Origin of the sequence: Embleya scabrispora DSM 41855 (genome assembly GCF_000372745.1) — a bacterium.
Classification (GTDB): Bacteria; Actinomycetota; Actinomycetes; order Streptomycetales; family Streptomycetaceae; genus Embleya; species Embleya scabrispora.
On sequence record NZ_KB889733.1, the window covers coordinates 1 to 22,359 of the forward strand.

Annotated in this window: 25 protein-coding genes; 10 read left to right on the forward strand and 15 right to left on the reverse strand. The window is 71.3% G+C overall.

Annotation, left to right across the window (positions count from 1 at the left end; all coding sequences use genetic code 11):
* Positions 1–61 precede the first annotated feature (61 nt).
* The 5 genes from A3IC_RS0148490 to A3IC_RS0148510 all read right to left on the reverse strand — a co-directional run bounded on the left by A3IC_RS0148490 (position 62) and on the right by A3IC_RS0148510 (position 6,248).
* Entirely contained in the window at positions 62–1,132 is a 1,071-nt protein-coding gene (locus A3IC_RS0148490) for an SIS domain-containing protein (protein ID WP_020557280.1), read from the reverse strand.
* 295 nt (positions 1,133–1,427) lie between these two features.
* Entirely contained in the window at positions 1,428–2,894 is a 1,467-nt protein-coding gene (locus A3IC_RS0148495; RefSeq protein WP_020557281.1) for a glycoside hydrolase family 3 protein, read from the reverse strand.
* A gap of 6 nt (positions 2,895–2,900) precedes the next feature.
* On the reverse strand, positions 2,901–3,734 hold the full coding sequence (locus A3IC_RS70455) for a carbohydrate ABC transporter permease (protein ID WP_020557282.1): 834 nt from the start codon (positions 3,732–3,734) through the stop codon (positions 2,901–2,903).
* Positions 3,731–4,735: a carbohydrate ABC transporter permease gene (locus A3IC_RS0148505; RefSeq protein ID WP_245599966.1), complete on the reverse strand. Its 1,005-nt coding sequence runs from the start codon at positions 4,733–4,735 to the stop codon at positions 3,731–3,733. The genes A3IC_RS70455 and A3IC_RS0148505 overlap by 4 nt, the downstream gene beginning before the upstream one ends.
* A gap of 220 nt (positions 4,736–4,955) precedes the next feature.
* Entirely contained in the window at positions 4,956–6,248 is a 1,293-nt protein-coding gene (locus tag A3IC_RS0148510) for an extracellular solute-binding protein (protein WP_020557284.1), read from the reverse strand.
* Positions 6,249–6,571: 323 nt separating this feature from the next.
* Between A3IC_RS0148510 and A3IC_RS0148515 the strand changes: the two genes are divergently transcribed.
* From A3IC_RS0148515 to bsaP, 7 genes are all read left to right on the forward strand, one after another.
* Positions 6,572–7,357, forward strand: coding sequence for a GntR family transcriptional regulator (locus tag A3IC_RS0148515; protein WP_020557285.1), 786 nt, complete (start codon positions 6,572–6,574; stop codon positions 7,355–7,357).
* Between the two features lie 310 nt (positions 7,358–7,667).
* Positions 7,668–8,393, forward strand: coding sequence for a dethiobiotin synthase (gene bioD / locus A3IC_RS0148520; protein ID WP_020557286.1), 726 nt, complete (start codon positions 7,668–7,670; stop codon positions 8,391–8,393).
* 5 nt (positions 8,394–8,398) lie between these two features.
* On the forward strand, positions 8,399–9,433 hold the full coding sequence (gene bioB / locus A3IC_RS0148525) for a biotin synthase BioB (protein ID WP_020557287.1): 1,035 nt from the start codon (positions 8,399–8,401) through the stop codon (positions 9,431–9,433).
* Positions 9,434–9,583: 150 nt separating this feature from the next.
* A complete protein-coding gene (locus A3IC_RS0148530) occupies positions 9,584–9,865 on the forward strand; it encodes a hypothetical protein (RefSeq protein WP_020557288.1) in 282 nt (93 codons plus the stop codon).
* A 147-nt stretch (positions 9,866–10,012) separates the two neighbouring features.
* A complete protein-coding gene (locus tag A3IC_RS0148535) occupies positions 10,013–10,225 on the forward strand; it encodes a hypothetical protein (RefSeq protein ID WP_020557289.1) in 213 nt (70 codons plus the stop codon).
* 23 nt (positions 10,226–10,248) lie between these two features.
* Positions 10,249–10,812 carry a GNAT family N-acetyltransferase gene (locus tag A3IC_RS0148540; RefSeq protein ID WP_020557290.1) on the forward strand — a complete coding sequence of 188 codons (564 nt, stop codon included), beginning with the start codon at positions 10,249–10,251 and terminating at the stop codon, positions 10,810–10,812.
* 79 nt (positions 10,813–10,891) lie between these two features.
* Positions 10,892–11,086, forward strand: a complete 195-nt coding sequence (gene bsaP, locus A3IC_RS0148545) for a biotin synthase auxiliary protein BsaP (RefSeq protein ID WP_020557291.1) — start codon at positions 10,892–10,894, stop codon at positions 11,084–11,086.
* Positions 11,087–11,134: 48 nt separating this feature from the next.
* Here bsaP and A3IC_RS0148550 read toward each other — a convergent pair whose 3' ends face one another.
* From A3IC_RS0148550 to A3IC_RS0148580, 7 genes are all read right to left on the reverse strand, one after another.
* Entirely contained in the window at positions 11,135–11,350 is a 216-nt protein-coding gene (locus A3IC_RS0148550) for a biotin/lipoyl-binding carrier protein (RefSeq protein WP_020557292.1), read from the reverse strand.
* A 171-nt stretch (positions 11,351–11,521) separates the two neighbouring features.
* A complete protein-coding gene (locus A3IC_RS0148555) occupies positions 11,522–12,871 on the reverse strand; it encodes an HD domain-containing protein (RefSeq protein ID WP_020557293.1) in 1,350 nt (449 codons plus the stop codon).
* A complete protein-coding gene (locus A3IC_RS0148560; protein ID WP_020557294.1) occupies positions 12,868–14,223 on the reverse strand; it encodes an HD-GYP domain-containing protein in 1,356 nt (451 codons plus the stop codon). Before A3IC_RS0148560 ends, A3IC_RS0148555 begins: the two co-directional genes overlap by 4 nt.
* 201 nt (positions 14,224–14,424) lie before the next feature.
* A complete protein-coding gene (rsrA, locus tag A3IC_RS60950) occupies positions 14,425–14,745 on the reverse strand; it encodes a mycothiol system anti-sigma-R factor (RefSeq protein WP_020557295.1) in 321 nt (106 codons plus the stop codon).
* Positions 14,742–15,377 carry a sigma-70 family RNA polymerase sigma factor gene (locus A3IC_RS0148570; RefSeq protein ID WP_063744985.1) on the reverse strand — a complete coding sequence of 212 codons (636 nt, stop codon included), beginning with the start codon at positions 15,375–15,377 and terminating at the stop codon, positions 14,742–14,744. The genes rsrA and A3IC_RS0148570 overlap by 4 nt, the downstream gene beginning before the upstream one ends.
* A gap of 147 nt (positions 15,378–15,524) precedes the next feature.
* Positions 15,525–16,280 carry an alpha/beta hydrolase family protein gene (locus A3IC_RS0148575; protein ID WP_020557297.1) on the reverse strand — a complete coding sequence of 252 codons (756 nt, stop codon included), beginning with the start codon at positions 16,278–16,280 and terminating at the stop codon, positions 15,525–15,527.
* Positions 16,261–17,031: an SOS response-associated peptidase gene (locus A3IC_RS0148580; protein WP_020557298.1), complete on the reverse strand. Its 771-nt coding sequence runs from the start codon at positions 17,029–17,031 to the stop codon at positions 16,261–16,263. The genes A3IC_RS0148575 and A3IC_RS0148580 overlap by 20 nt, the downstream gene beginning before the upstream one ends.
* A gap of 70 nt (positions 17,032–17,101) precedes the next feature.
* Between A3IC_RS0148580 and aroA the strand changes: the two genes are divergently transcribed.
* Both aroA and rsgA read left to right on the forward strand, forming a co-directional pair.
* Positions 17,102–18,379, forward strand: coding sequence for a 3-phosphoshikimate 1-carboxyvinyltransferase (gene aroA / locus A3IC_RS0148585; protein ID WP_040878730.1), 1,278 nt, complete (start codon positions 17,102–17,104; stop codon positions 18,377–18,379).
* Between the two features lie 13 nt (positions 18,380–18,392).
* A complete protein-coding gene (rsgA, locus tag A3IC_RS0148590; protein WP_020557300.1) occupies positions 18,393–19,448 on the forward strand; it encodes a ribosome small subunit-dependent GTPase A in 1,056 nt (351 codons plus the stop codon).
* Positions 19,449–19,467: 19 nt separating this feature from the next.
* Here rsgA and A3IC_RS0148595 read toward each other — a convergent pair whose 3' ends face one another.
* Positions 19,468–19,983: a DUF2231 domain-containing protein gene (locus A3IC_RS0148595; protein WP_020557301.1), complete on the reverse strand. Its 516-nt coding sequence runs from the start codon at positions 19,981–19,983 to the stop codon at positions 19,468–19,470.
* Positions 19,984–20,217: 234 nt separating this feature from the next.
* On the opposite strand from A3IC_RS0148595, the gene A3IC_RS0148600 reads away from it, so the two are divergent.
* Complete coding sequence (locus A3IC_RS0148600; RefSeq protein ID WP_158696409.1) at positions 20,218–20,994, forward strand: DUF4097 family beta strand repeat-containing protein; 777 nt, start codon at positions 20,218–20,220, stop codon at positions 20,992–20,994.
* 27 nt (positions 20,995–21,021) lie between these two features.
* Here the strand turns inward: A3IC_RS0148600 and A3IC_RS0148605 are convergent, their stop codons facing one another.
* On the reverse strand, positions 21,022–21,567 hold the full coding sequence (locus tag A3IC_RS0148605; RefSeq protein ID WP_020557303.1) for a DUF2087 domain-containing protein: 546 nt from the start codon (positions 21,565–21,567) through the stop codon (positions 21,022–21,024).
* A 73-nt stretch (positions 21,568–21,640) separates the two neighbouring features.
* On the reverse strand, positions 21,641–22,330 hold the full coding sequence (locus A3IC_RS0148610) for an HAD family hydrolase (RefSeq protein WP_020557304.1): 690 nt from the start codon (positions 22,328–22,330) through the stop codon (positions 21,641–21,643).
* Positions 22,331–22,359 lie beyond the last annotated feature (29 nt).

Below are 22,359 nucleotides of genomic sequence, written 5' to 3' on the forward strand. Positions count from 1 at the left end.
GCGAAGCGGGGGAGAGAAAAAGGCGGCCCCTCGCGAGCCGGCGCCGAAGGCGCCCAACAAATCAGCGCGTCTCCGTGACCTTCGCGAGCGCGCGGGGTGCGTCCGGGTCGAGGCCGCGTGCCATGGTGACCTCGTAGGCCAGGAGTTGGAGTGGGATGATTTCCAGGATCGGCTGGACCTCCTCGGCCACGCCCTCCGGCAGGACGAAGCCGGCCGAGGCGCGGCCGACCTGGTCGGCGGTACCGATCACCATCAGGTCCGCGCCCCGACCGCGCAGCCGCTCCAGGACGGGCTGGAGCGCGTCGCCGCCTTTGCCGTCGGGGACGACCGCGATCACCGGGCTGACGTTGTCGACCATGGCCAGGGGGCCGTGCAGCAGGTCCGCGCCGGAGAACGGCTGGGCCGGGATGTAGCTGGTCTCCATGATCTTGAGCGCGGCCTCGCGCGCCGTCGGGTAGCCGTAGCCGCGCGAGGTGATCACCAGGCGCTGCGCGAAGCGGTACCGCTGGGCCAGCTCGGCGACCTCGTGCCCGCGGTCCAGGATGTCCTGGGCCGGCGCGGGCAACAGGTAGGCCGGCGACGTGTCGCCGCCGCGCAGGCCCTGGACGAACAGGTACAGGGCGAGCAGTTCCGCGGTGTACGTCTTCGTCGCCGGCAGCGCCTTCTCCGGGCCGGCGAGCACGTCGATGTGGAACTCGGAGACGGCGGCCAGGGCCGAGTTCGGGTTGTTGGTCACCGCGAGGGTGATCGCGCCGGCCTTGCGGGCCGCCTCGGTGGAGGCCACCAGGTCGGGCGAGCCGCCCGACTGGGAGACCGTGACGACCAGGCAGTCGGTCAGGTCCGGCTTCGCGCCGTACGCGGTGGTCGTGGACATCGAGGTGAGCCCGGCCGGCTTGCCGAGCAGCACCTCGATCAGGTACTTCGCGTACAGCGCGGCGTTGTCGCTGGTGCCGCGCGCCGTCAGCAGCACGAAGCGCGGATTGCGCGCGGCGATCTCGGCCGCGATGGCCCGGATCGCCGGAGCGCCCTCGGCCAGGATCCGGCGCAGGACGGCAGGCTGCTCTGCCATCTCGGCGGACATGATGGTGCCCCGGTCTGATCCCAGGACGTCACGGTCGTCGGTGGCGGACATGGTGCGGCCTTCCGTTGGTTTCATCTGGTGGTGGTGGCGGCGATGGCGGTTGGTTGCGGTATTCGGTGAGGTGCCGCGCGGTCCGGGCGGATCAGGCGTCACGCGGCCCCGGGGTCCGGGCTCGCCGTCCAGGCTCGGTCTACCCCGGCCCCGGCGCTCGACCCCCGCTCCGGCTCCGGCTCCCGGTGCTCGGCTCCCAGTGTCCGGGGCCCCGGTGTCGGGCCGGTTCACGGCGGCCGGACGCGTCGTGTCGAACGGGTCACAGCGTCCGGACGCGCCGGGTCGATCCGGGCCGTCAGCCCAGTCGGCGGCCGGTCAGGATCTCGGCTGCGGCAATGCCGCAGACCGTGGCGGCGCCGTGCGTGGCGAGGTGGGCGGCGCCCGGAGTGGCAGCTCCGGGGATGCCCATCTCGACCACGACGGCGTCCGGCCGCGCGGCGAGCAGGGCCGCCGCGATGTCGCCGGCCCACCCGTGGTGGTCCAGATTGCGGACCACCAGGACCAGGGGGCGGTCGGTCGCCGCGCGCAGCACGTCGTCGATCAGCTGCGGCTCGGCGGTCCGGGCCCGGGTGACGGTGGTGCCGGGCAGGGCCTCGGTCAGGACCGGGGCGATGCCCCACGGGGTCTGCTCGCCGACCGCGATGTTGGCGGTGGGCGACAGCTCGACCACGTGTGCGGGAGTGGTGATCGGGACCACCGTGCCGGTCACCCGCACCGCGCGGCGGGCGGCATCCAGGCCGAGCGCGTAGTCGACCGGTTCGGCCGCGCCGACCTTGGCCCAGCCGGCCAGCTCGTGGACCCGGGCGGCGGCGTCGAACAGCCGCTCCTCGGCGAGGCGCCCCTCGCGGACCGCGTTCACCAGCGCGTCCCGCAGGTGCAGCACGGTCTCCTCGTCGCACAGCCCGCCGCCCACGCACACCGCGTCCACGCCGGCCGCGATCGCGCGCACGGTGCCGTCGGCGATGCCGTAGGTGTCGGCTATCGCGCCCATCTCGATCGCGTCGGTGACGATCAGGCCGGTGTAGCCCAGTTCCCGGCGCAGCAGCCCGGTCATGATCGTCTTGGACAGCGTCGCGGGAAGCTCGGTGTCATAGGCCGGCAGCACGATGTGCGCGCTCATGATCGCCTTGCTGCCTGCCGCGATGCTCGCCTGGAACGGGACCAGCTCGCGCGCGGCCAGCGTCTCGCGCGAGGCGTCCACACGCGGCAGCCCGTGGTGCGAGTCCATCGCGGTGTCGCCGTGGCCGGGGAAGTGCTTGACGCACGCGGCCACGCCGGCCGCCTGCAGGCCGGTCACGTACGCGGCGGTGTGCCGGGCGACCAGCTCGGGATCGGACCCGAAGGACCGCACGCCGATGATCGGGTTGTCCGGGTTGGAGTTGACGTCGGCCGACGGCGCCCAGTTGAGGTTGACACCGCACGCGGCCAGCTCACGGCCGAGCCCGCGGGCGACCGCCTCGGTGGTCGTGGTGTCGTCCACGACGCCCAGCGCCAGGTTGCCCGGCCAGCGGCTGCCCGTGTTCACGTGGATGCGGGTGACGTCGCCACCCTCCTCGTCGATCGCGACGACGAGGTCGGGGTTCTCCCGGCGCAGTTCCTCGGTCAGTGCGGTGACCTGCTCGGGGGTCGCGATGTTGCGACCGAACAGGCCCACCGAGCCCAGTCCGCCGGCGATGTGGTGCCGCAGCCACCCCGGAGCGGTCAGGCCGTCGAACCCGGGCTGCAGGACGGCGAGCGCGAGGCGCTCGAGACGTTCGGACATGGTCGATCAGCCCTTTACCGCGCCGGAGGTGAGACCGCCGGTGACCTTGCCCTGCAACACCAGGAAGATCGCAAGAACCGGAAGCATGAACAGGGTCGAGGCGGCCATGATGGCGCCCCAGTCGATGGTGATTCCGTTGCTGAACGAGTTGAGCCAGGTCGGCAGGGTCCGCTGCTCCGGCTTGTTCAGCAGGAGCGCGTTGGCGAACGCGAATTCGTTCCACGCGGTGATGAAGCCGAACAGCGACGTGGACAACAGCCCCGGGGCCAGCAGCGGGAAGACGATCTTGCGGAAGGCGGTGAACCGCGAACAGCCGTCCACCCGCGCGGCCTCTTCCAGCTCGATGGGAATGCCGCCGAGGAAGCCGCGCAGCGTCACGATCGAGAACGGCAGCGTCATCACGAAGTAGATCGCGGTGAGCATCGGCAGCGAGTCGAGCAGGTCGTTGTCGCGCGCGATCAGGTACATCGGGATCATCAGCGCTTCCCACGGCGCCATCTGCGCGATGAACACCATCAGGATGAAGGGCGCCCGGCCCTTCCACTGCATTCGGGCCACCGCGAACGCGGCGAAGCACGCGACGACCAGCGCCAGGAGCACACCCACGCCCGCGACCAACAGGCTGTTGCGCCAGTAGTCCCAGAAATGCGGCTCGCTGGTCGCGGTGTCGAAATTGTCGAACGAGATCGAACTCGGCCAGAATTTCGGCGTCGCCGATTGGATGTCCTTGGCCGGCTTGAACGCGGTGAGGATCATCCAGTAGACCGGGAAGATCGACACGGCGAAGACCAGCAGTGCGGCGATATTGAGCGGAATCCGCTTCAGGGTGCGCGCCTTCACTTGTCGGCCTCCCGTTCCTGCTTGAACATCTGACGGAAGTAGAAGACGAGCATCACGGCGAGGATCACCACGGTGATCGTGGAGATCGCCCCGGCCATGTCGAACAACTTGGCCGACATGCCCTGTTGGTAGGCGTACACGGGCAGCGTGCGCACCTCGTTGATCGGGCCGTTCTCACCCGCGATCGCCCAGATCTGGGCGAAGGACTTGAAGATCCAGATCACCTCGAGCGAGGCCACCAGCGCGAAGATCGGGCGCAGGATCGGGAAGGTGATCGAGCGGAAGATCCGCACCGGGCCCGCGCCGTCCAGGCGGGCCGACTCGTAGACGTCGGTGGAGACCGTGGTCAGACCGGCGTACAGGGTCAGCGTCGCGAAGGGGATCGACTGCCACACGATGAGCAGGGTGACCACCGTCAGGGTGGAGCCCGCGTGCCCGAACCAGGTGTAGCCCTCGTAGTCGAAGCCGAGCTTGACCAGCGCCCAGTTGACCACGCCGTTGTCCGAGCGGAAGAGCCACTTGAAGATCGTGGTGGCCGCGATCACCGGGGTCGCCCAGGCGGCGACCAGGCCGACGAGCACCAGGATGCGCATGGTCTTGCCGAGCTTCATCAGCATCAGCGCGCACACCGTGGAGATCAGCATGACCGCCACGACGTTGACCGCGGTGAAGTAGAACGTGCGGCGGGTGACTTCCCAGAATTCGCTGTCCTTGAGGATCTCCTGGTAGTTCTCCCAGCCGACGTAGTCGGCCGACCGTGAGATCAGCTGCTTGAAGCGGTAATGCTGGAACGACAACATGACGTTCCGGACCACCGGATAGAACAGCAGGAAGGCGATCCCGAGGATCGCGGGCGCGACAAGAAGGTATGGGGTGACCGACTTGACGATCCCCGACGGCTTGCGTGGGGGCTTCGTTGCGCGTCTGGCGCCGGAGGGCGCCTGGTTGCGCGGGGGCTGCGTAGGTGTCGCGACCACCGCATCTGCCTTGGAGGCTGACACAGCTGCCTTCCCGTTGTTCGGTGTCGGGGGTCTTCGGCCCGTCCGGCCCGGTGGCGGGACGTGGCGAGAGCGCGGAGCCGGCGACGGGGGTCCGCCGGCGGGCCGCGCCGGGTGGGCCGGGCCGGTCCCGCCGCGAAGGAGTGCCCCGCGGCGGGAACCGACCGTTCGACCCGAGTGCGCTTCACCCGATCCGCTCGGCGGTTCGGACGCACGCGTCGCGTCAGTTCTTGGTGTTCAGCGTCTTCTCGATCGACGCGTTGGCTTCCTTGCCGGCCGCGACCGCGTCGGTGCCGGTCATCACCTTGGTGAGGTATGCCTTGATCGGGTTGTTGTCCTCGACCGACGCCCAGTTCGGCGAGTTCGGGGTGGCGAACCCGTTCTTCGCGCCCTCCATCATCGCCGCGCCACCCGGGTCGGCCGTGACGGCGCTGGAGAGCGTGGTCTTGTTCGGGAGCTGCTTGGTCGCCTGCGCGAGCTTGGTCTGCCACTCGTCGCTGTTGATCAGCTTGATGACGTCGTAGGCCAGGTCCTGGTTCTTGGACGCCTCGGGGACCATCAGGTCGGAACCGCCGGTCAGCGCGGCACCGGCCTTGCTCGCGTCCTTGCCCGGGATCGGGAAGAAGCCGAACTTGTCCTTCAGGGCCGGGTTCGACTTGATGATCGTCTCGGCCTCGCCGGGAACGGCGATGAACTGGGCGATCTTGCCGCCGTCGGCCGCGAGGACCTCGGGCTGGGTCTTCTCGTCGCCGTCCTTGGCGGCCTTGCCGAGCGCCTGGAGCTCCTTGTAGAAGGCGGACGCTGCGGCGGCCGGCGCGCCGTCCAGGTTGGCCTTCCACGCGCTGCCGGACTTGGTGGCGATGTCCGCGCCCTCGTCCTTGAGCAGACCGGAGTAGAAGTACCAGTTCTGGCCCGGCAGGTAGATGCCCTGCTGGTCGCCGGTGTTGAGCCGCTTGGTGATGTCGAGCCACTCGGCGCGGGTCTTCGGCGGCTGGACGTTCGCCTTGGCGAACAGGTCCTTGTTGTAGATCACCACGCGGTTGGCCGCGTAGAACGGGATGCCGTAGGTCTTGCCGTCCACCTTGCCCGGGTCGGACAGACCGGTCAGCCAGTCCTTGCCGCCGAGCTCGGTGACCTTGGAGCTGAGGTCCTTGAGGCCGCCCGAGGCGCCGTACTGGGCGATCTGGGTGTTGCCGGCCTCGACCACGTCGGGGGCGTCGTTGCTGGCGAGCGCGCCGGTGATCTTCTGGCCGATGCCGTTCCACTGCTGGATCTGCACGTCCAGCTTGGCGCCCGGGTGGTCGGCCTCGAACTTCGCCTTGAGTGCGGCGATGTAGTCGTCGGGCGCGGAGCCCTTCATCAGCCAGACCCGCACGGTCTTGCCGTTGCCCGCGGCCGGCGCGTTGGACGCCGCCGGCTTGTTGTCCTTTTTGTCATCGCTGCTGTCGGATCCACAGGCGGCAACACCGGTCAGCGCCGCCGCGACACCGGCCGCGACGAGAAGACGACGCTTCACTACATCCTCCTCAGGATGTCGGGCACCGCAGTTCGGTATGGAATCGCCGATGTTCCCCGTCTGATCCGTGAGGTGCGCGGACCGACCGAGTCCCCCACTGGGGAGGGGACTCGAATGGGAAAACACTGGCGCACCAGGGACGAGGGTTGCGCGGTGACCATCAATGGTTTAGACCATTTCGGAGGTTGGCATAGACCAATTGGGGTGTCAAGGTTCCGTAGACGGCGAACCCACGCCGTTATCGGACCGACATCCGCACTCCTGGTCCTGGGGGGATCGGTGGTCGTGCCACGATGGGGACCGAACGTGTCAGGAGGGCACCGGTGACGGCGGAACACGCGATCACAACCGCGGCGGACAGTGCGACGGCAGGAGGCGACCCCGGCCTCGAACCGAGCGCGCGCGTGCCGAAGTACTACCGCCTCAAGCGCCATCTTCAGGAGCTGACGAACACCCAGCCACCGGGCACGCCCGTGCCACCGGAACGCACCCTCGCGGCGCAGTTCGACATCTCGCGCACCACGGTGCGCCAGGCCCTCCAGGAACTGGTCATCGAGGGCCGACTCGAGCGCGCCCAGGGCCGGGGCACCTTCGTGGCCAAGCCCAAGGTGGCGCAGAGCCTCCAGCTGACCTCCTATACCGAGGACATGCAGGCCCAGGGGCTGGAGCCGACCTCTCGATTGATCGAGATCGGCTACATCACCTGCGACGACCACCTCGCGGAGCGGCTCGCGATCCGGCCCGGCAACCGGGTGCTGCGGATCGAGCGCCTGCGGCTGGCCAACTCCGAGCCGATGGCGATCGAGACCACGCATCTGTCCACCAAACGTTTCCCGGGCCTGCGCAAGCACCTGGCCAAGCACAACTCGCTGTACCGGGCCCTGTCGGCCGGCTTCGACGTGCACCTGGCCGAGGCCGAGGAGACGATCGAGACCGCGATGGCCACCCCGCGCGAGGCGGGACTGCTGGGCACCGACGTGGGCCTGCCGCTGTTGCTGCTGTCCCGACACAGCTTCGACACCGACGGCGAGCCGGTCGAGTGGGTCCGATCCGTGTACCGGGGGGATCGGTACAAGTTCGTCGCCCGACTGCGCCGCCCGCAGGAGTGAGGCCGGGCGCTTCGCCCGTACGTATGCCATCGGCCGGACGGACCGGGTCCGCCCCGGGCCGCCCGGCCGATGGCCGAAGGAATGCCGTTCGCTCGCACGGCCCCGTGCGAAGGGCCGCTCGTGACGGGTCGCGCCGCGCCGCCGATCCGCGCGCCCACCACCTCGATGGTGCCCCGCCGGCACGCCGCTCCCCCGGGGCCACAGGTCCACCGACGGCGGGGCCGAAGTCCCCCGGGGCAGGTCTTCGATCCCCCGCCCAAGCGCCGCGAGCCCGACGGGGGATCGACGACACGCCCTAGGCTGACCAGCCATGAGCGTTCTCGTGGTGACCGGTACCGACACCGGGGTGGGCAAGACGATCGTCACGGCGGCCGTCGCCGCGATCGCGGCGACGCGCGGCGGCACGGTGGCCGTGGTCAAGGCATCGCAGACCGGTGTGGGGCCGAACGAGGCGGGCGACCTCGCCGACGTGCGGCGCCTGGCCGGGGTGACCGACCTGCACGAGTACTCGCGCTACCCCGACCCGCTCTCCCCCGCCGCCGCCTCCCGGGTCTCCGGCCTGCCGCCGGTGGACCTGTACGGCGTCGCCGAGCGGGTTCGCGCGCTCGCCAAGGAGACCGACCTGGTCGTCGTCGAGGGCGCGGGCGGCCTGCTCGTGCGCTTCGACGACGAGGGCACCACGATCGCCGACCTGGCCCACGAGCTGAAGGCCGGCGCGCTCGTGGTGGCCCGGCCCGACCTGGGCACGCTCAACCACACCGCGCTCACCCTGGAGTCGATGGCCCATCGGGGTGTCGATCTGGTCGGCGTGGTGATCGGCTCCTGGCCCGCCGAGCCAGACCTGGCGATGCGTTGCAACGTCCGGGATCTGGAGACCTTGGCCGCCCGACCGCTGGCCGGTGTGCTGCCCGCCGGCGCGGGTTCGCTGCACCCCGCCGACTTCCTGCTCACCGCCCGCGCGAGTTTGTCCCCCGCCCTGGGCGGTACCTTCGACGCGGCCGCGTTCCGCGCCATACAGGATCCGACCGCGAGGTGAGCGACATGACGGAAACCCTCGACAGTGACCGTACGCAGACCGTGAACGACGACATCCTGGCCGTGGCCCGGCGCCAAGTGCTCGACGAGGGGCAGGGCCTGAGCGCCGATCAGGTGCTGGCCGTGCTCGAACTCGCCGACGACCGCCTCGAAGAGCTGCTCCAGCTCGCGCACGAGGTCCGGGTCCGGCACTGCGGGCCCGAGGTCGAGGTCGAGGGCATCGTGTCGGTCAAGACCGGCGGCTGCCCCGAGGACTGCCACTTCTGCTCCCAGTCGGGCCTGTTCCCCTCCCCCGTGCGCGCCGCGTGGCTGGACATCCCCTCGCTGGTGGAGGCCGCCAAGGAGACCGCCGCGACCGGCGCCACCGAGTTCTGCATCGTGGCCGCGGTGCGCGGCCCGGACGAGCGCCTGATGAAGCAGATGCGCGAGGGCGTCGCGGCGATCCGCGAGGTCGTCGACATCAACATCGCCGCGTCGCTGGGGATGCTCACCCAGGAGCAGGTCGACGAGCTCGCCGACATGGGCATCCACCGCTACAACCACAACCTGGAGACGGCGAAGTCGTACTTCACCAATGTGGTCACCACGCACACGTGGGAGGAGCGCTGGGACACCCTGCGGATGGTGCGCGCGGCGGGCATGGAGGTGTGCTGCGGCGGCATCGTCGGCATGGGCGAGTCCGCCGAGCAGCGCGCCGAGTTCGCCGGTCAGCTGGCCGAGCTGGAGCCGGACGAGGTGCCGCTGAACTTCCTCAACCCGCGCCCGGGCACCCCGTTCGCCGACCAGGAGGTGCTGGAGCCGCGCGAGGCGCTCAAGATCATCGGCGCCTTCCGGCTCGCCCTGCCCCGGACCATCCTGCGCTACGCGGGCGGCCGGGAGATCGCGCTCGGCGACCTCGGCACGCGCGAGGGCCTGCTCGGCGGGATCAACGCGGTGATCGTCGGCAACTACCTGACCACCCTGGGTCGCGCCGCGGACGCCGACCTGGAGCTGCTCAAGGAACTGAGCATGCCGGTCAAGGCGCTCAACCAGACGTTGTAGTGCCGGGCGCGGCTTCGGCCGCACCCGACCCGCCGACGGCCCCTCCGGATCCGGGGCCGTCGGCGATCGCCTCTTACTGCCCGGTAGCGCCCGCGGATAGGTTTCCCTCCGGCACGGGACCGGCCGTGTCCACGGCGACGGAGGTCGGGCATGCGTGCACGGCGAGAGGCCGAGGGACGAGACCACGCCGACCGCACGGTCGAGGGCCACGGCGGCACGCCGGCCGTCGCCGCCGCCCGGGCGCACGGGATCGACACGATGTTCACGCTGTCGGGAGGCCACGTCTTCCCGCTCTACGACGCCGCGTCCGGCGCCGCGCCGCCGCTGCGGGTGACGGCAGCTTCGGCGGTCGGTGCGGCGGATCCGCCGCCCGCGTGGTGCACCTTACCGACGCACCCGCGGGACCGGCTCCGCACGCGCACTGCGCGATGACGCTCGCCGCGGATCCGACCGCGCTGTTCGACGCGCTCACCACCGCGTGGGAGCGGGTCGGCCGGGAGGGCATGTATCGGATCTGGGCCGCGCACGTGCGCGACGCGGCGCGCACCGCCGCGCAGTCCGACGCACCGTTGCTGGTGCATGTCGTACGGGCACGACGTGGCCGCCGACCTGACCCCGGGCACCCGCTACGACGACGTGGTGCGCGCCCTGGGCGGCGCGGGCGAGACGATCACCCGCCCCGAGCGGATCGGGCCCGCGCTGCGTCGCGCGTTCGACTCCGGCGTGCCATATCCGCTGAACGTGCTCACCGATCCGGAGGCGGTCTACCCGCGAACGACCATGGGGGTGTGATCCGCAGCGTAAGCTGGACGGCTATGAATCCTCCTGCCTCCGCCGCCGCGGCCCGATCGCACGACCACCACCCCGCGCCCGCCGGCGTGCACATCCGCCAGGCACGCGCGGAGGAGTACGAAGCGGTGGGGGATGTGACCGTCGCGGGCTACGCGGGCCTCGTCGCCGCCGACCAGGACTACGTCAACGAGCTGCGCAACGCCGCGCACCGGGCGGAGAACTCCGAGCTGCTCGTGGCCGTGGACGAGAGCAGCGGCGAGATCCTGGGCACCGTGGCCTTCGTGCTGCCCGGCAGCGCGTACGCGGAGGTCGCCCGGGAGGGCGAGGGCGAGTTCCGGATGCTCGCGGTCGGTCCGGCCGCCCGCGGTCGCGGCGTCGGCGAGGCGCTCGTGGAGGCATGCCTGGAGCGGGCCCGCAAGCACCACTTCACCGCCGTCGCGATCTCCACCGTGTGGGACATGCGCGCCGCACACCGGCTCTACGCGCGGATGGGTTTCCACCGCGCGCCCGAGCGCGACTGGTGGCCGGTGCCCGAGGTGGAGCTGATCTGCTACCTCAAGGACCTGCGCGAGGCCCCGCAGACCTGACGCGTTGCCTGTCGTCCGTCGGGGCCGCACCCGGACGGGGTCGGTTCAGCCGTCGCGGCGCAGGCCGTAATCTACGGCCGTGACCACCGATGCAGCCTTCTGCGACCACTGCGGCGAACAGCTTGCCGGCGCCGCGCACGACGACTGTGTGCGGCGCCGCGAACTCGAACCACCCCGCTACTGCGGTCGGTGCCGGCGGCGGATGACCGTACAGGTGACCCCGCGCGGTTGGACCGCCAAATGCGTCGAGCACGGAGTGCTCACGTCGATCTGACCCCCGCGGTCGGGCCGACGTACGCCTCGCCGGGGCGCTTCCCGGGTGCTACTCGATCACCGCGATCGGGTCGCCCTCCTGGATCACGTCGCCCTCGGCGACGGTGATGCGAGCGATGGTGCCCGGAAACTCGTTGAGTACCGGGATCTCCATCTTCATCGACTCCAGGATGACCAGGGTGCTGCCGGCCTCGACCGTTTCCCCCTCGTGGGCGACCACCTTGGCCACGTTGGCCACCATCTCCGCCAGGACCTGCTCGGCCATCGTCGTTCCTCCTTCGGGCCCGGGTGGGGCCGTGCTGAAGCGCGTGTCGGGGGCGCGATGGCGCCCCGCCCGAAATCCAATCACGGGAAAACCGTCCCCGGCGGGTGTCCGGCCCGACAAGGCCCTTCACGATCCTTGCCCGGTCAGGGGTGGCGGACCGATCCGGGCGGCTCAGCCGGACCGTTCCAGCACCTGCGCCAGCGCCTCGACCACCCGGGGGTCGTACGCCCCGGCCGCATCCGCACGCAGTCGGGCGAACACCTCGCGTCGCGACCGCGGGTCCTCGGTCAGCGTGATCAGGTCGTCGTAGGCGTTGACCACCTTGATGATCCGGCCGGCCAGCGGCGGTGGCGGGCCGCCCCGCCCGTCCCGGTAGGGGTCGGCCTGCGCGGCCACGATGCCGGCGACCCGATCGAGTACGCCGCTCTCCCGGATCACCTCCGCGCCCAGCCGGGCGATCCGGCGCTGTTCGGCCTCGGGCAGCTCCAGCGTGATGCCGCCGGGCACCGGCTCCGCCAGCGCGAGTTGGCCGATGTCGTGCATCTTCGCCGCGTATCTCAACTCGCGCAGCTCCACCTCGCCCAGGCCGAGGTCCACCCCGACCGCGTGCGCGAGATCGCCCACCCGGGCGGCATGGCCCGGCGACCCGCACCCGGCCGCCTCCGGCAGCCGGGACAGCGCGTCGACGGTCTGCCGGTGCACCAGCCGGGTCGCCGCGTAGCGCCGAAAGGACAGCAGCACCAGCAGCGACGGCAGGCAGAACACCGGCACCGTCCACAGTCCCAGGGCGCCGGCGGACAGCGCGATCAGCATGCCGCTCGCGCCCACCGCGGTGCCGATCCCGGTCAGCCCACCGGCCCGCCCGGTGTCCTCGCCGTCCGGCCCGAACCGTTCGGCGGGGCTCAACCCCGCGCACAGCGCCCGCAGTTCGGCCAACAGCGCGGCGCGAAAGGGGCGCTCCACCCGAGCCATGGCGGCCACCACCGCGTCGCACAACGACGTCAACAGCACCACCAGGACCAGGAACGTGCCATAGGCCCACCCGCGCGCCATCACCGGATCGAGCCCGCCACCGGCGTACAGCGGTCGAAACAGCGTCGCCGCGAAGCCCGCCGCGAGCAGCCGGCGTGCGACGTACGCGGGCTCCGGCGCCCGACCGCGCACGACGTGCGGCAGGGTGCCCGCGAGCAGCGCCACACCGACCACCGCGACCACCTGGAGCACGCCGTGCCGGGACACCGTGCCGTGCACGTCCGGGAGCAGTGCGTAGGCGAGCGCCCCGGCCGCGCCCAACGGCGCGGTCTGCCGATTGCCGGGCAGCGTCACCCGGGCCGTCTCGCCGACGGCGATCACCGCGCCGAACACCAGGGCGTACGACGGCTGCACCACGCCCCGGGCCGCAGTGGCGGCGACCGCGGCCACCGCGGCGAGCGCGCCCAGTACGAGCACGACGGTCGCGGTGTACGCGCGCAACCGCGTGGCGGGCGCACCCGGTTCGCACCGGGCCTCGCTCGCCGTCACGACCCGCCGCCGGCTCGCTCGCGGGCCACCGAGTGGGTGTCGGCCCGCGACTGTCCACGCGGCGCGGGCACCCGGTCGCTCCCCTCGCCGTCCCGTACCTCGGCCTCCGGCCAGCCGTGTCGGGCCAGCGCCTGCGCGAGCGCCTCGACCATCCGCGGGTCGAACTGGGTGCCGCTGCATCGGCGCAGCTCGGCCATCGCCGCGTCGGCGCCGCGCGCGGGCCGATACGAGCGGGTCGAGGTCATCGAGTCGAACGCGTCCGCGACCGCGATCACCCGGGCGAACTCGGGGATCTCGGCACCGGCGAGCCCGGCCGGATAGCCGCGCCCGTCCATGCGTTCGTGGTGGTGCAGGATGCCCGCGTGCGCCTCGCCGAGAAAGGTCAGACCGGCCACCATCTCGGCCCCGGTGACCGGATGTCGCTGCATCTCGCGCAGTTCCTCCGCATCCAGCCGGCCCGGCTTGGTCAGCACCCGGGTGGACACGCTCAGCTTGCCGACGTCGTGCAGGACGCCCGCGTAGCGCAGTCGGACCACGCGGTCCTCGCGCATGCCCAGCCGGCGGGCGATCAACACCGACGCACGGGCCACCCGTTCGCTGTGCCCCCGGGTGTAGCCGTCCTTGATCTCCACCGCCCGTACCAGGGTGCGTACGGTCGCCTCGTGCGCGGCCTGCTCCCGTACCTGCTGGGCAAAGGCCCAAAAGGCCACGTACAGCGGCAGCAGAACCAACACGGCCGCGAACACGCCCAGTCGCTGCTGCCACAGCACGGCCATCATCAGCCCGATCGGCACCGAGCCCAGCCGCCAACCGGCCGAGCGCACGAACACCTCGCGCAGCACCGGGAGTCGGGCGGCGCCCTGGGTCGCGGCGCGGAACGCGGCGTCGAGCAGGCCGCTCACCACGTACAGGGCCAACCCCGCCGCGGCCGTGGGCCACAGCCCGGCGGGCAGATCCGACGCGGTCGGATACCGCGTCCCGTGCAGGAGTTCGTAGACCCGGGAGGCGACCGCCAGGGCCGGCACCAGGTGTGCGGCGTTGACCACCCGGGTGACCATGTCGGGGGTGCCCGCCCGCGCGATCAGCACGCCGGGCACCGCGATCGTCGCGGCGGGGCCCGCGGGCAGCAACAACACCGCCGCGCACACCAACGGAAAAAGCGCCCCGTCGGGGGCGCCGCACAGGCCGGTGAGTCGGGCTCGGGCCACCACCCCGAAGGCGATGAACAGCACCGCCAGCGCGCCCAGTCGATCGAGGTCCACGCCGGACCACGGCAGCAGGATCAGCGCGGGCACGGACCCGCCCACCAGGACCCCGGCGTGGATCCGGGCGCTCGGCGAAAGCGTGCGCATGCGACTCCTCGGCTGGTCGCTCGGACCAACCGAGAATAGGACGGCCCGGGAACGGCCGAAGGGCGCATGCCCGGTTTGTCCCGGCCATGCGCCCCTGTTTTAGCTCGTTCGGGTCAGCGGCCCGTTCGGGTCGGCGCGTCGTTCGCATCGGCGCGGCAATCCGCGGCCGCCGCGACGATCGCACCGCCGGGCCCGACCGCGTCAGGCGCGACCCGGGCGCTCTATCTCGACCACGCTCTCCTCGACCGAGACCCGCTGCGCGTCCACCTCGACGCGCACCAGTTTGATCCGCTCCAGCACCTTGTTGCGCAGCTCCGAGGGGACCTCGTCGCGCCCGCAGCAGCGGTGCACCAACTCCTTCACCTGCTGCTCGAGGCCGTACTTGTCCAGGCACGGCGAGCACTCGTCGAGGTGTGTGCGGATGCTGGTGCAGTCCGCGTCCGCCAACTCGTTGTCGATGTACTCGTACAGGTGCCCGAGGATCTCGGAGCAGTCCACCTCGTGGTGGTCACCGCAGCTCATGAGTCCGAGCCTTTCCGGTCGGTGCCTGCGGGGACGAGGCCGCGCTCACGTGCGTAGTCGGCCAGCAGATCGCGAAGCTGGCGCCGCCCGCGGTGCAGGCGCGACATCACGGTCCCGATGGGAGTACCCATGATGTCCGCGATCTCCTTGTACGCGAAGCCCTCGACATCGGCGAGATACACCGCGATCCGAAACTCCTCCGGGATGGCCTGCAGGGCCGTCTTCACGTCGGAGTCGGGCAGGTGGTCGAGAGCCTGCGCCTCGGCCGAGCGCAGTCCGGTGGACATGTGCGACTCGGCACGGTGCAGCTGCCAGTCCTCGATCTCCTCCGCATGCGATTCCAGCGGCTGCCGCTGCTTCTTGCGGTAGGAGTTGATGAAGGTGTTGGTCAGGATGCGGTACAACCAGGCCTTGAGGTTGGTGCCCTCTTTGAACTGGTGGAACGACGCGTACGCCTTGGCGAACGTCTCCTGGACCAGGTCCTCGGCATCCGCCGGGTTGCGGGTCATCCGCAGCGCCGCCGAATACAACTGATCGAGGAACGGCAGGGCGTCCCGCTCGAACCGCGCGTCTTGCTGCTCCAAGGTCTCCGGTACGAGACCCACCTCCTTCAAGCCAGGAGTCGACGATATCGCCCGAGGCTGATCGGTGCCCGCACCCCACTCGGGCCAGGCGAGAAACGGTGCCTCGTTTCGGACAACCGAACCGGCGGCCTTGAGCATGGGAGCGACCTCCACTCGTCGACGCTTGACAGTTGGGGAACACGTCGCCGACACGGATCATTCCCGTGCGCTCGCGGCCACCAGCCAATCGCCGACACCCGCTGTGATCAGGGCCAACGCCGCTTCCGGGGTGATCTCGGCGCGTTTGGGAACGGCGAATCCGTGGTCCGCGAACGGCACCCGGAGCATGGTCGGACCCTGTGCCGGAAACTCGTTCGGCCCACCGAATGTGTCGCGTTCGCCCTGGACGACCAGGGTCGGCACGCCGGCGCCGAGCAGTTCAGCCAAGCGCGAACGCTCCGGACGTCCGGGTGGATGCAGCGGGAAGGCCAGGGCGACCACACCCGCCACTTCCGTCTCACCCGCCGTGCGACACGCGACCCGCGCGCCCGCGCTGCGACCGGCCCCGAACACCGGCAGGCCCTCGGCCGCGTTGCGCCGGTCGATCTCGGCGAGCACCGGGAGCCAACCCGCGTCCAGGGTCTTGGGCGCGGGGGCGAGCCGCCGACCGGCCACCCGCCAGGGCTGCTCGACCAGGGCGACGTGGACGCCGCGCGCGGGCAGCGCCGCGGCCAGCGCGACCAGGTCGCGCGCCTCGATCCCGCCGCCCGCGCCGTGGCTCGCCACGAACCACGCCCGGGCCGGCGCCGTCCTCGCGCGGCGCAGGGTCACCCGCGCGGCGCCGACCGGCGTCGCCACCTCGAACACCTCGGGCGGCCCGGCGTCCGACCCGCCCGCGGCGGCCGCGCCGGTCGCCGCGTCCGAAGCGGTCGGGTCGACCGGGTCGGCCCGGTCAAAAGAGCGTCGCGTCAACGGTGACCTCGTCCTCGGGGATCGCTTCGAGCAGGTGCGGCGCGTTGTTGCGGACGTTGTTGACGTCCGTCGAGACCGGGCGCGCCGTCATGAACCCGGGCGGCGGCGGCACCAGCAGCCCGCGGATCTCCTCCGGCTCGGTCCACGCCGGGTCCAGCCACCCGTCCCACTTGTCCCGGGTCAGCACCAGCGGCATCCGGTGGTGGATCCGGGCCAGCTCGGGATCGGCGTCCAGGGTGAGGATCGTGCAGGTCCACAGCCAACCGAGCGGGTCGTCGTCGGCCCGGCTGCGGTCGCGCCACCATTCGTAGAGCCCGGCGAAGGCCACCTCGGCGCCGTCCGCCGCGTGGATCCAGTACGGCTGCTTGCGGGAAGCGCCCTTGGGGCCGTCCGGGGCGGTCTCGGGGGTGTGCCACTCGAAGTAGCCGTCGGCCGGCAACAGACACCGCCGAGCGGCGAACGCCTTGCGATAGGCCGGCTTCTCGTGCACGGTCTCGGACCGCGCGTTGATCATCTTGGCGCCCATGCCGGGATCCTTGGCCCAGGACGGCACCAGGCCCCACTTGACCGGGCGCAGCTGCCGGGCGGGTGCGCCGCCGGACTCGACCGGGCGTTCCAGGACCGCGTAGACCTGCTTGGTCGGCGCGATGTTCCAGTCGGGTGGGAGCTCGTCCGCGGGGTCGAACCGATCGACCTCGAAGATCTCGACGAGGTCATCGGGACTCTTGCTGGACGCATACCGGCCACACATGGCGTCCAGGGTGCCACGTACGGAAAGCAAATCGGGGACGGGGCGGCGAACGGACTAGGCTTGCCCCGTGATGTCTGCGTTGTGGTCTGCCCCTGTCGCCTCCGCTCCCGTGACCGCCACCGTCGAGGTGCCCGGTTCCAAGTCGGTGACCAACCGCGCCCTCGTGTTGGCCGCGCTGGCCGACGGCCCGGGCTATGTCCGCCGCCCGCTGCGCAGCCGCGACTCGCTGCTGATGGTGGCCGGCCTGCGCGCGCTCGGCGTGGTGATCGAGGACCGCGGCGAGGACTGGTACGTGCTGCCCGGCGGGCTGACCGGCCCCGCGACCGTGGACTGCGGCAACGCGGGCACGGTGATGCGCTTTCTGCCACCGGTGGCCGCGCTCGCCGACGGGCCGGTGCGCTTCGACGGCGACCCGCGCTCGTACGAGCGCCCGCTGGACGGCGTGATCAACGCGCTGCGCGACCTGGGCACCCGGATCGACGACGAGGGCGAGGCCCGGCTGCCGATGACCGTGCTCGGCGGCGGCGGGGTCGAGGGCGGCGTGGTGCACATCGACGCGTCCTCCTCGTCACAGTTCGTCAGCGCGCTGTTGCTGTCCGGTCCGCGCTTCAACCTCGGCGTCGAGGTCCGGCACACCGGCACGTCGGTGCCGTCGATGACGCACATCGCGATGACCGTGGACATGCTGCGCGCGGCCGGGGCCAGGGTGGACGACGCCGAGCCCAACGTGTGGCGGGTCGCCCCGGGAGCGCTGCTCGGCCGCGACATGGTGGTCGAGCCGGACCTGTCCAACGCCGGCCCGTTCCTGGCCGCCGCGCTGGTCACCGGCGGTTCGGTGACCGTGCGGGACTGGCCCGAGTACACCACGCAGCCCGGCGACCGGCTGCGCTCGATCTTCACCGCGATGGGCGGCTCGTGCACGCTCGACTCGGCCGGCCTGACCCTGACCGGCGGCACCGCCGTACACGGCATCGAGGCCGACCTGCACGACGTCGGCGAGCTGACCCCGGTGATCGCGGCGGTCGCGGCCCTGGCCGACGGCCCCAGCCGGTTGACCGGCGTGGCCCACCTGCGGCTGCACGAGACCGATCGGCTGGCCGCGCTGGTCAAGGAGATCAACGACCTCGGCGGCGACGTGAACGAGATCGAGGACGGCCTGGAGATCCGGCCGCGCGCACTGCGCGGCGGCGTGTTCCACACCTACGACGACCACCGGCTGGCCACCGCGGCCGCCGTACTGGGCCTGCTGGTCCCGGGCGTGGAAGTGGAGAACGTGGAGACCACCGCGAAGACCCTGCCCGACTTCACCGGCCTGTGGACGCGCATGCTGACCGCGCGACGCGGCTGAGAGGCCCGGGACCATGGCGGGACTCGGCTCCAACCGACGCAAGGACCTCGACGAGGACGACATCCGGGTCCGTCCGGGCAAGCGCGGTTCGCGTCCGCGCACCCGGACCCGGCCCAAGCACGAGGACGCCCGCGAGGGCCGCGTGCTGACCGTCGACCGCGGCCGGTACACGTGCCTGTTGGAGGACGAGGACGCGCCGGACCGCTCGATCACCGCGATGAAGGCCCGCGAACTGGGCCGCAAGGGCGTCGTGGTCGGCGACCGGGTCGCCATCGTCGGCGACCTCAGCGGCGAGGACGGCTCGCTGGCCCGGATCGTCCGGGTCGAGGAACGCCGCAGCACGCTGCGCCGCACCGCGGACGACGACGACCCGTACGAGCGGATCATCGTGGCCAACGCCGACCAGCTCGCGATCGTCACCGCGCTGGCCGACCCCGAGCCGCGCCCGCGCCTGATCGACCGCTGCCTGGTCGCCGCCTACGACGCGGGCCTGGAACCGCTGCTCGTGCTGACCAAGGCCGATCTCGCCTCTCCCGACAGCCTGTTGCAGATGTACGGCGCACTCGGCGTCGAGTACGTGGTCACCAGGAGCGAGTCGAACTGGGACCTGAATCCGATCCGCGCGCGCCTGGCCGGCAAGGTCACCGTCTTCGTCGGGCACAGCGGCGTCGGCAAGACCACCCTGGTCAACGAGTTGGTGCCGAATCATCAGCGCGCGGTCGGCCACGTCAACGAGGTGACCGGGCGCGGGCGGCACACCACCACGTCGGCACTGACCCTGCGGCTGCCCCCCTTCGAGGACGACACGACCCGGCCCGACCTGGATCAGGGCTGGGTCGTGGACACCCCGGGGGTGCGCTCGTTCGGCCTCAACCACGTCGACCTCAGCCGGGTGATCAACGCCTTCCCCGACCTCGCGGCGGGCACCGAGGACTGTCCGCGCGTGTGTTCGCACGACGAACCGGACTGCGCACTCGACGCCTGGGTCGAGGCCGGACACGCCGAGCCGGCCCGGCTGTACTCGCTGCGCCGGTTGCTGAGCACCCGCGAGCGCGACGAGGGCGACTGACGCCCGACACCGGATCGGGTCAACGCGGTGCCGCGAGACTGTTCTCGACGGTGTCGCCCCACACCGCCTTGGATCCGGATTCGCCCACCCGCACCACCTGGACGACCGCGAACACCGCGGCCAGCACGGTCAGCACCGCCACGATCGGAACCACGACCGGCGGTATCGTGCGCGGCCTGAAGGTCGCCGCGGCCCGGTGCCGGGCGACGAGCATCAGCACCAGCGTGATGCCGAACAGGCCGAGCGCGTACCAGAGCATGTCGGCGCCCCGGTCCACGTGTGTCTGCACCGCGGCGGCCCGTTGGCCGTCGCTGAGCCTGTCCAGCCGGGCGAGCAGCTTCTCGCCGCTCTCCTTCGCGACGAAGGCGGTCAGCGCGGCGGCGGCGTCCAGGCCGACCACCCACCACCCGGCGCGCAGCAGCCAGGGGCGGCGGGCCGCCACGAGCACGCTCGCGATCGCCGCCGCCGGCACGATGACCACCGCCAGGTGCACGACCAGGACGTGGAGGGGCAGGCCGGAGACGGTGTCGAACATGAAGCGGCTCTCCTAAGCAGTCGGGGCCCGAGGGGGAAGCACGACCCTCGCACAGACCAACGGCTCTCACGCTCCCCGGGTTCAGTGCGTGCCGAACACCCGCGCATGGGACCGGTCACGGTCCGCTCAGGGGGGACAGCCCTACCCCGGGTTCGGGTGACCGCCGGATGCCGCCCCCGGTGCGGCCGCTCATACAGTTTGGGCAGCTTCGGATCACCTGTCGGGGAGAGTGTCATGAAAAGGCCGCTACGGACGTCACTGATCTTCTTCGGTGGGGTGTTCGCCGTCGGAGGGATCCTGCTGGCGGCGTGGACCGGGATCACCCTGCTCTCCGCCCACGACGTGCACAGCACGAAGGTCTTCACCCTCGGCTCCGGCAACCTGGTCATCGACACCGACAACGGCGGGGTCACCCTCGAACGGGGCGAGCCGGGGAAGATCACCGTGGACCGGCGGATCACCGACAGCATCAACGGTCCCGACCCGAGCTGGACCCTGGAGGGCGACCGGCTCAAGCTGCGGCTGAACTGCCCGGGCTTCATGGGCGTCAGCTGCGGCGGGTCGTACCGGATCAAGGTCCCGCTCGACATCCCGCTGAAGGTCTCCGCGGACAACGGCTCGATCAACGCGAGCGGGCTGCGCCAGGACATGCGGTTCAGCACCGACAACGGGCACATCGGCATCGACGACAGCACCGGCAATCTGACCCTGAGCACCGACAACGGTGGCGTCGGCGTGTCCCGGGTGAGCGCCGACCGGGTCTCCGTGCAAACGGACAACGGTGGCGTCCGGCTGCGCCTCGACACGCCGCCCACGAACGTGAAGGTGGGTACCGACAACGGCGGGGTCCGGATCAGCGTGCCGGACGACGGGAACACCTATCGGGTATCCACCAAGACCGACAACGGTGGAGTCCGCGACGACATCGGCAACGACACGCGCTCGAACCGGGTGATCGACGTCCGCACGGACAACGGCGGCATCGACCTGGATCGGGCCCCGGTCCGCTGACGACCCGAAATCGTTCGGGCGGGTCGTTCAGACCACGAAGGACCCGCCCGTACGCCAGTACACCCCGCCCTCACGGCCCAGGAAGCCCTCGTCGACGAGGTGCCTGCGCAAAGCGGCGTGGTCGTCCATGAACCGGCGCAGCGTCTCCTCGATCTCGGCCTCGTCGTAGCGCACGCCGGGTTCGAAGCTGCCCGCGACGTGATCCAGCACGACCAGCCGCTTGGCCCGCTGTACCGGCAGTTGCCGGACCCGGCCACGGGCGAGGTAGGTGCGCAATACGGCCGCCTCGGCCGGGCCGCGGTCGGCGAAGGCGTCGTCCGGCTCCATGCCCATCCCGGCCGCGGCCTGGGCCAGCGCCTCGGGGCACGCATGCCAGCCGTCACCGGCCCGCGCGGCCAGTCCGCCCGACTCCAGCCGGGCCAGCACCTTGACCGTGTCCCGCAGCGGCAGCCCGGCGCGATCGGCGATCTCGGAGCTGAGGTGGGCCTCCAGAACCAGCGCGGCGAACACCTTCAATCGGGCGTCGTCGGCGAGGAGACGGAGCAGTTCCGCAGGTTCGTCGGCCGGACCCATGGCTCAAGGGTAGAACTTTCGACCCCCTCGGGGACGGGTTGCCGCACAGGATCACCCGGATGCCCGCGCGATCTCAGTTGCCGCGTACGCCCAGCTCGTCGATGTGCGCCAGCAGGTCGCCCGGCTCCTCGTAGACCCGGAAGGCGTGTGCGCGTTCGAGTTCGTTCGCACCGTAGCCGCCGGAGAGCAGCCCCACGCCGAGCGAGCCCGCCCGGCGCGCGGCCAGCAGGTCCCAGATGCTGTCCCCGACCACGACGCACTGCGCCGGGTCCACCCCGAGCCTGGCCGCACCGGCCAGGAACAGGTCGGGGTCCGGCTTGGCCCGGGCGACCTCGTCGCGGGTGACCATCGCCAGGTCGGCGGGCGCGCCGAGCTTGGCCAGCATCGGCTCGGCGCCGGCCCGCCGACCACTGGTGGCGATGGTCCACGGGATGCCCACCCTGGTGAGGTGGCGCAGCAACTCCGGGGCACCCGGCAGCGGCTGGACGAACGGCACCCGGGCGGCGTAGTGGCGCCCGTGCGCGTCGGTCAGCGCCTCCACCTGCTCGGGCGACAGGTCGATGCCGGTCTCGCGCTGGATGCCCTGGACGAACAGCCCGCCGCTCATCCCGACCTTGCGGTGGATCCGCCACATCGCCAGGTCGATGCCGGCCTCGCTGAGCGCTTCCTGCCACGACATGACGTGGTGGTACACGCTGTCGACGAGGGTCCCGTCGAGGTCGAAGACGAAAGCGGGCGGACGGGAACTCACAAGATCGGTCATGCCGAAAATCTAGCCCGTTCGCACCCGGG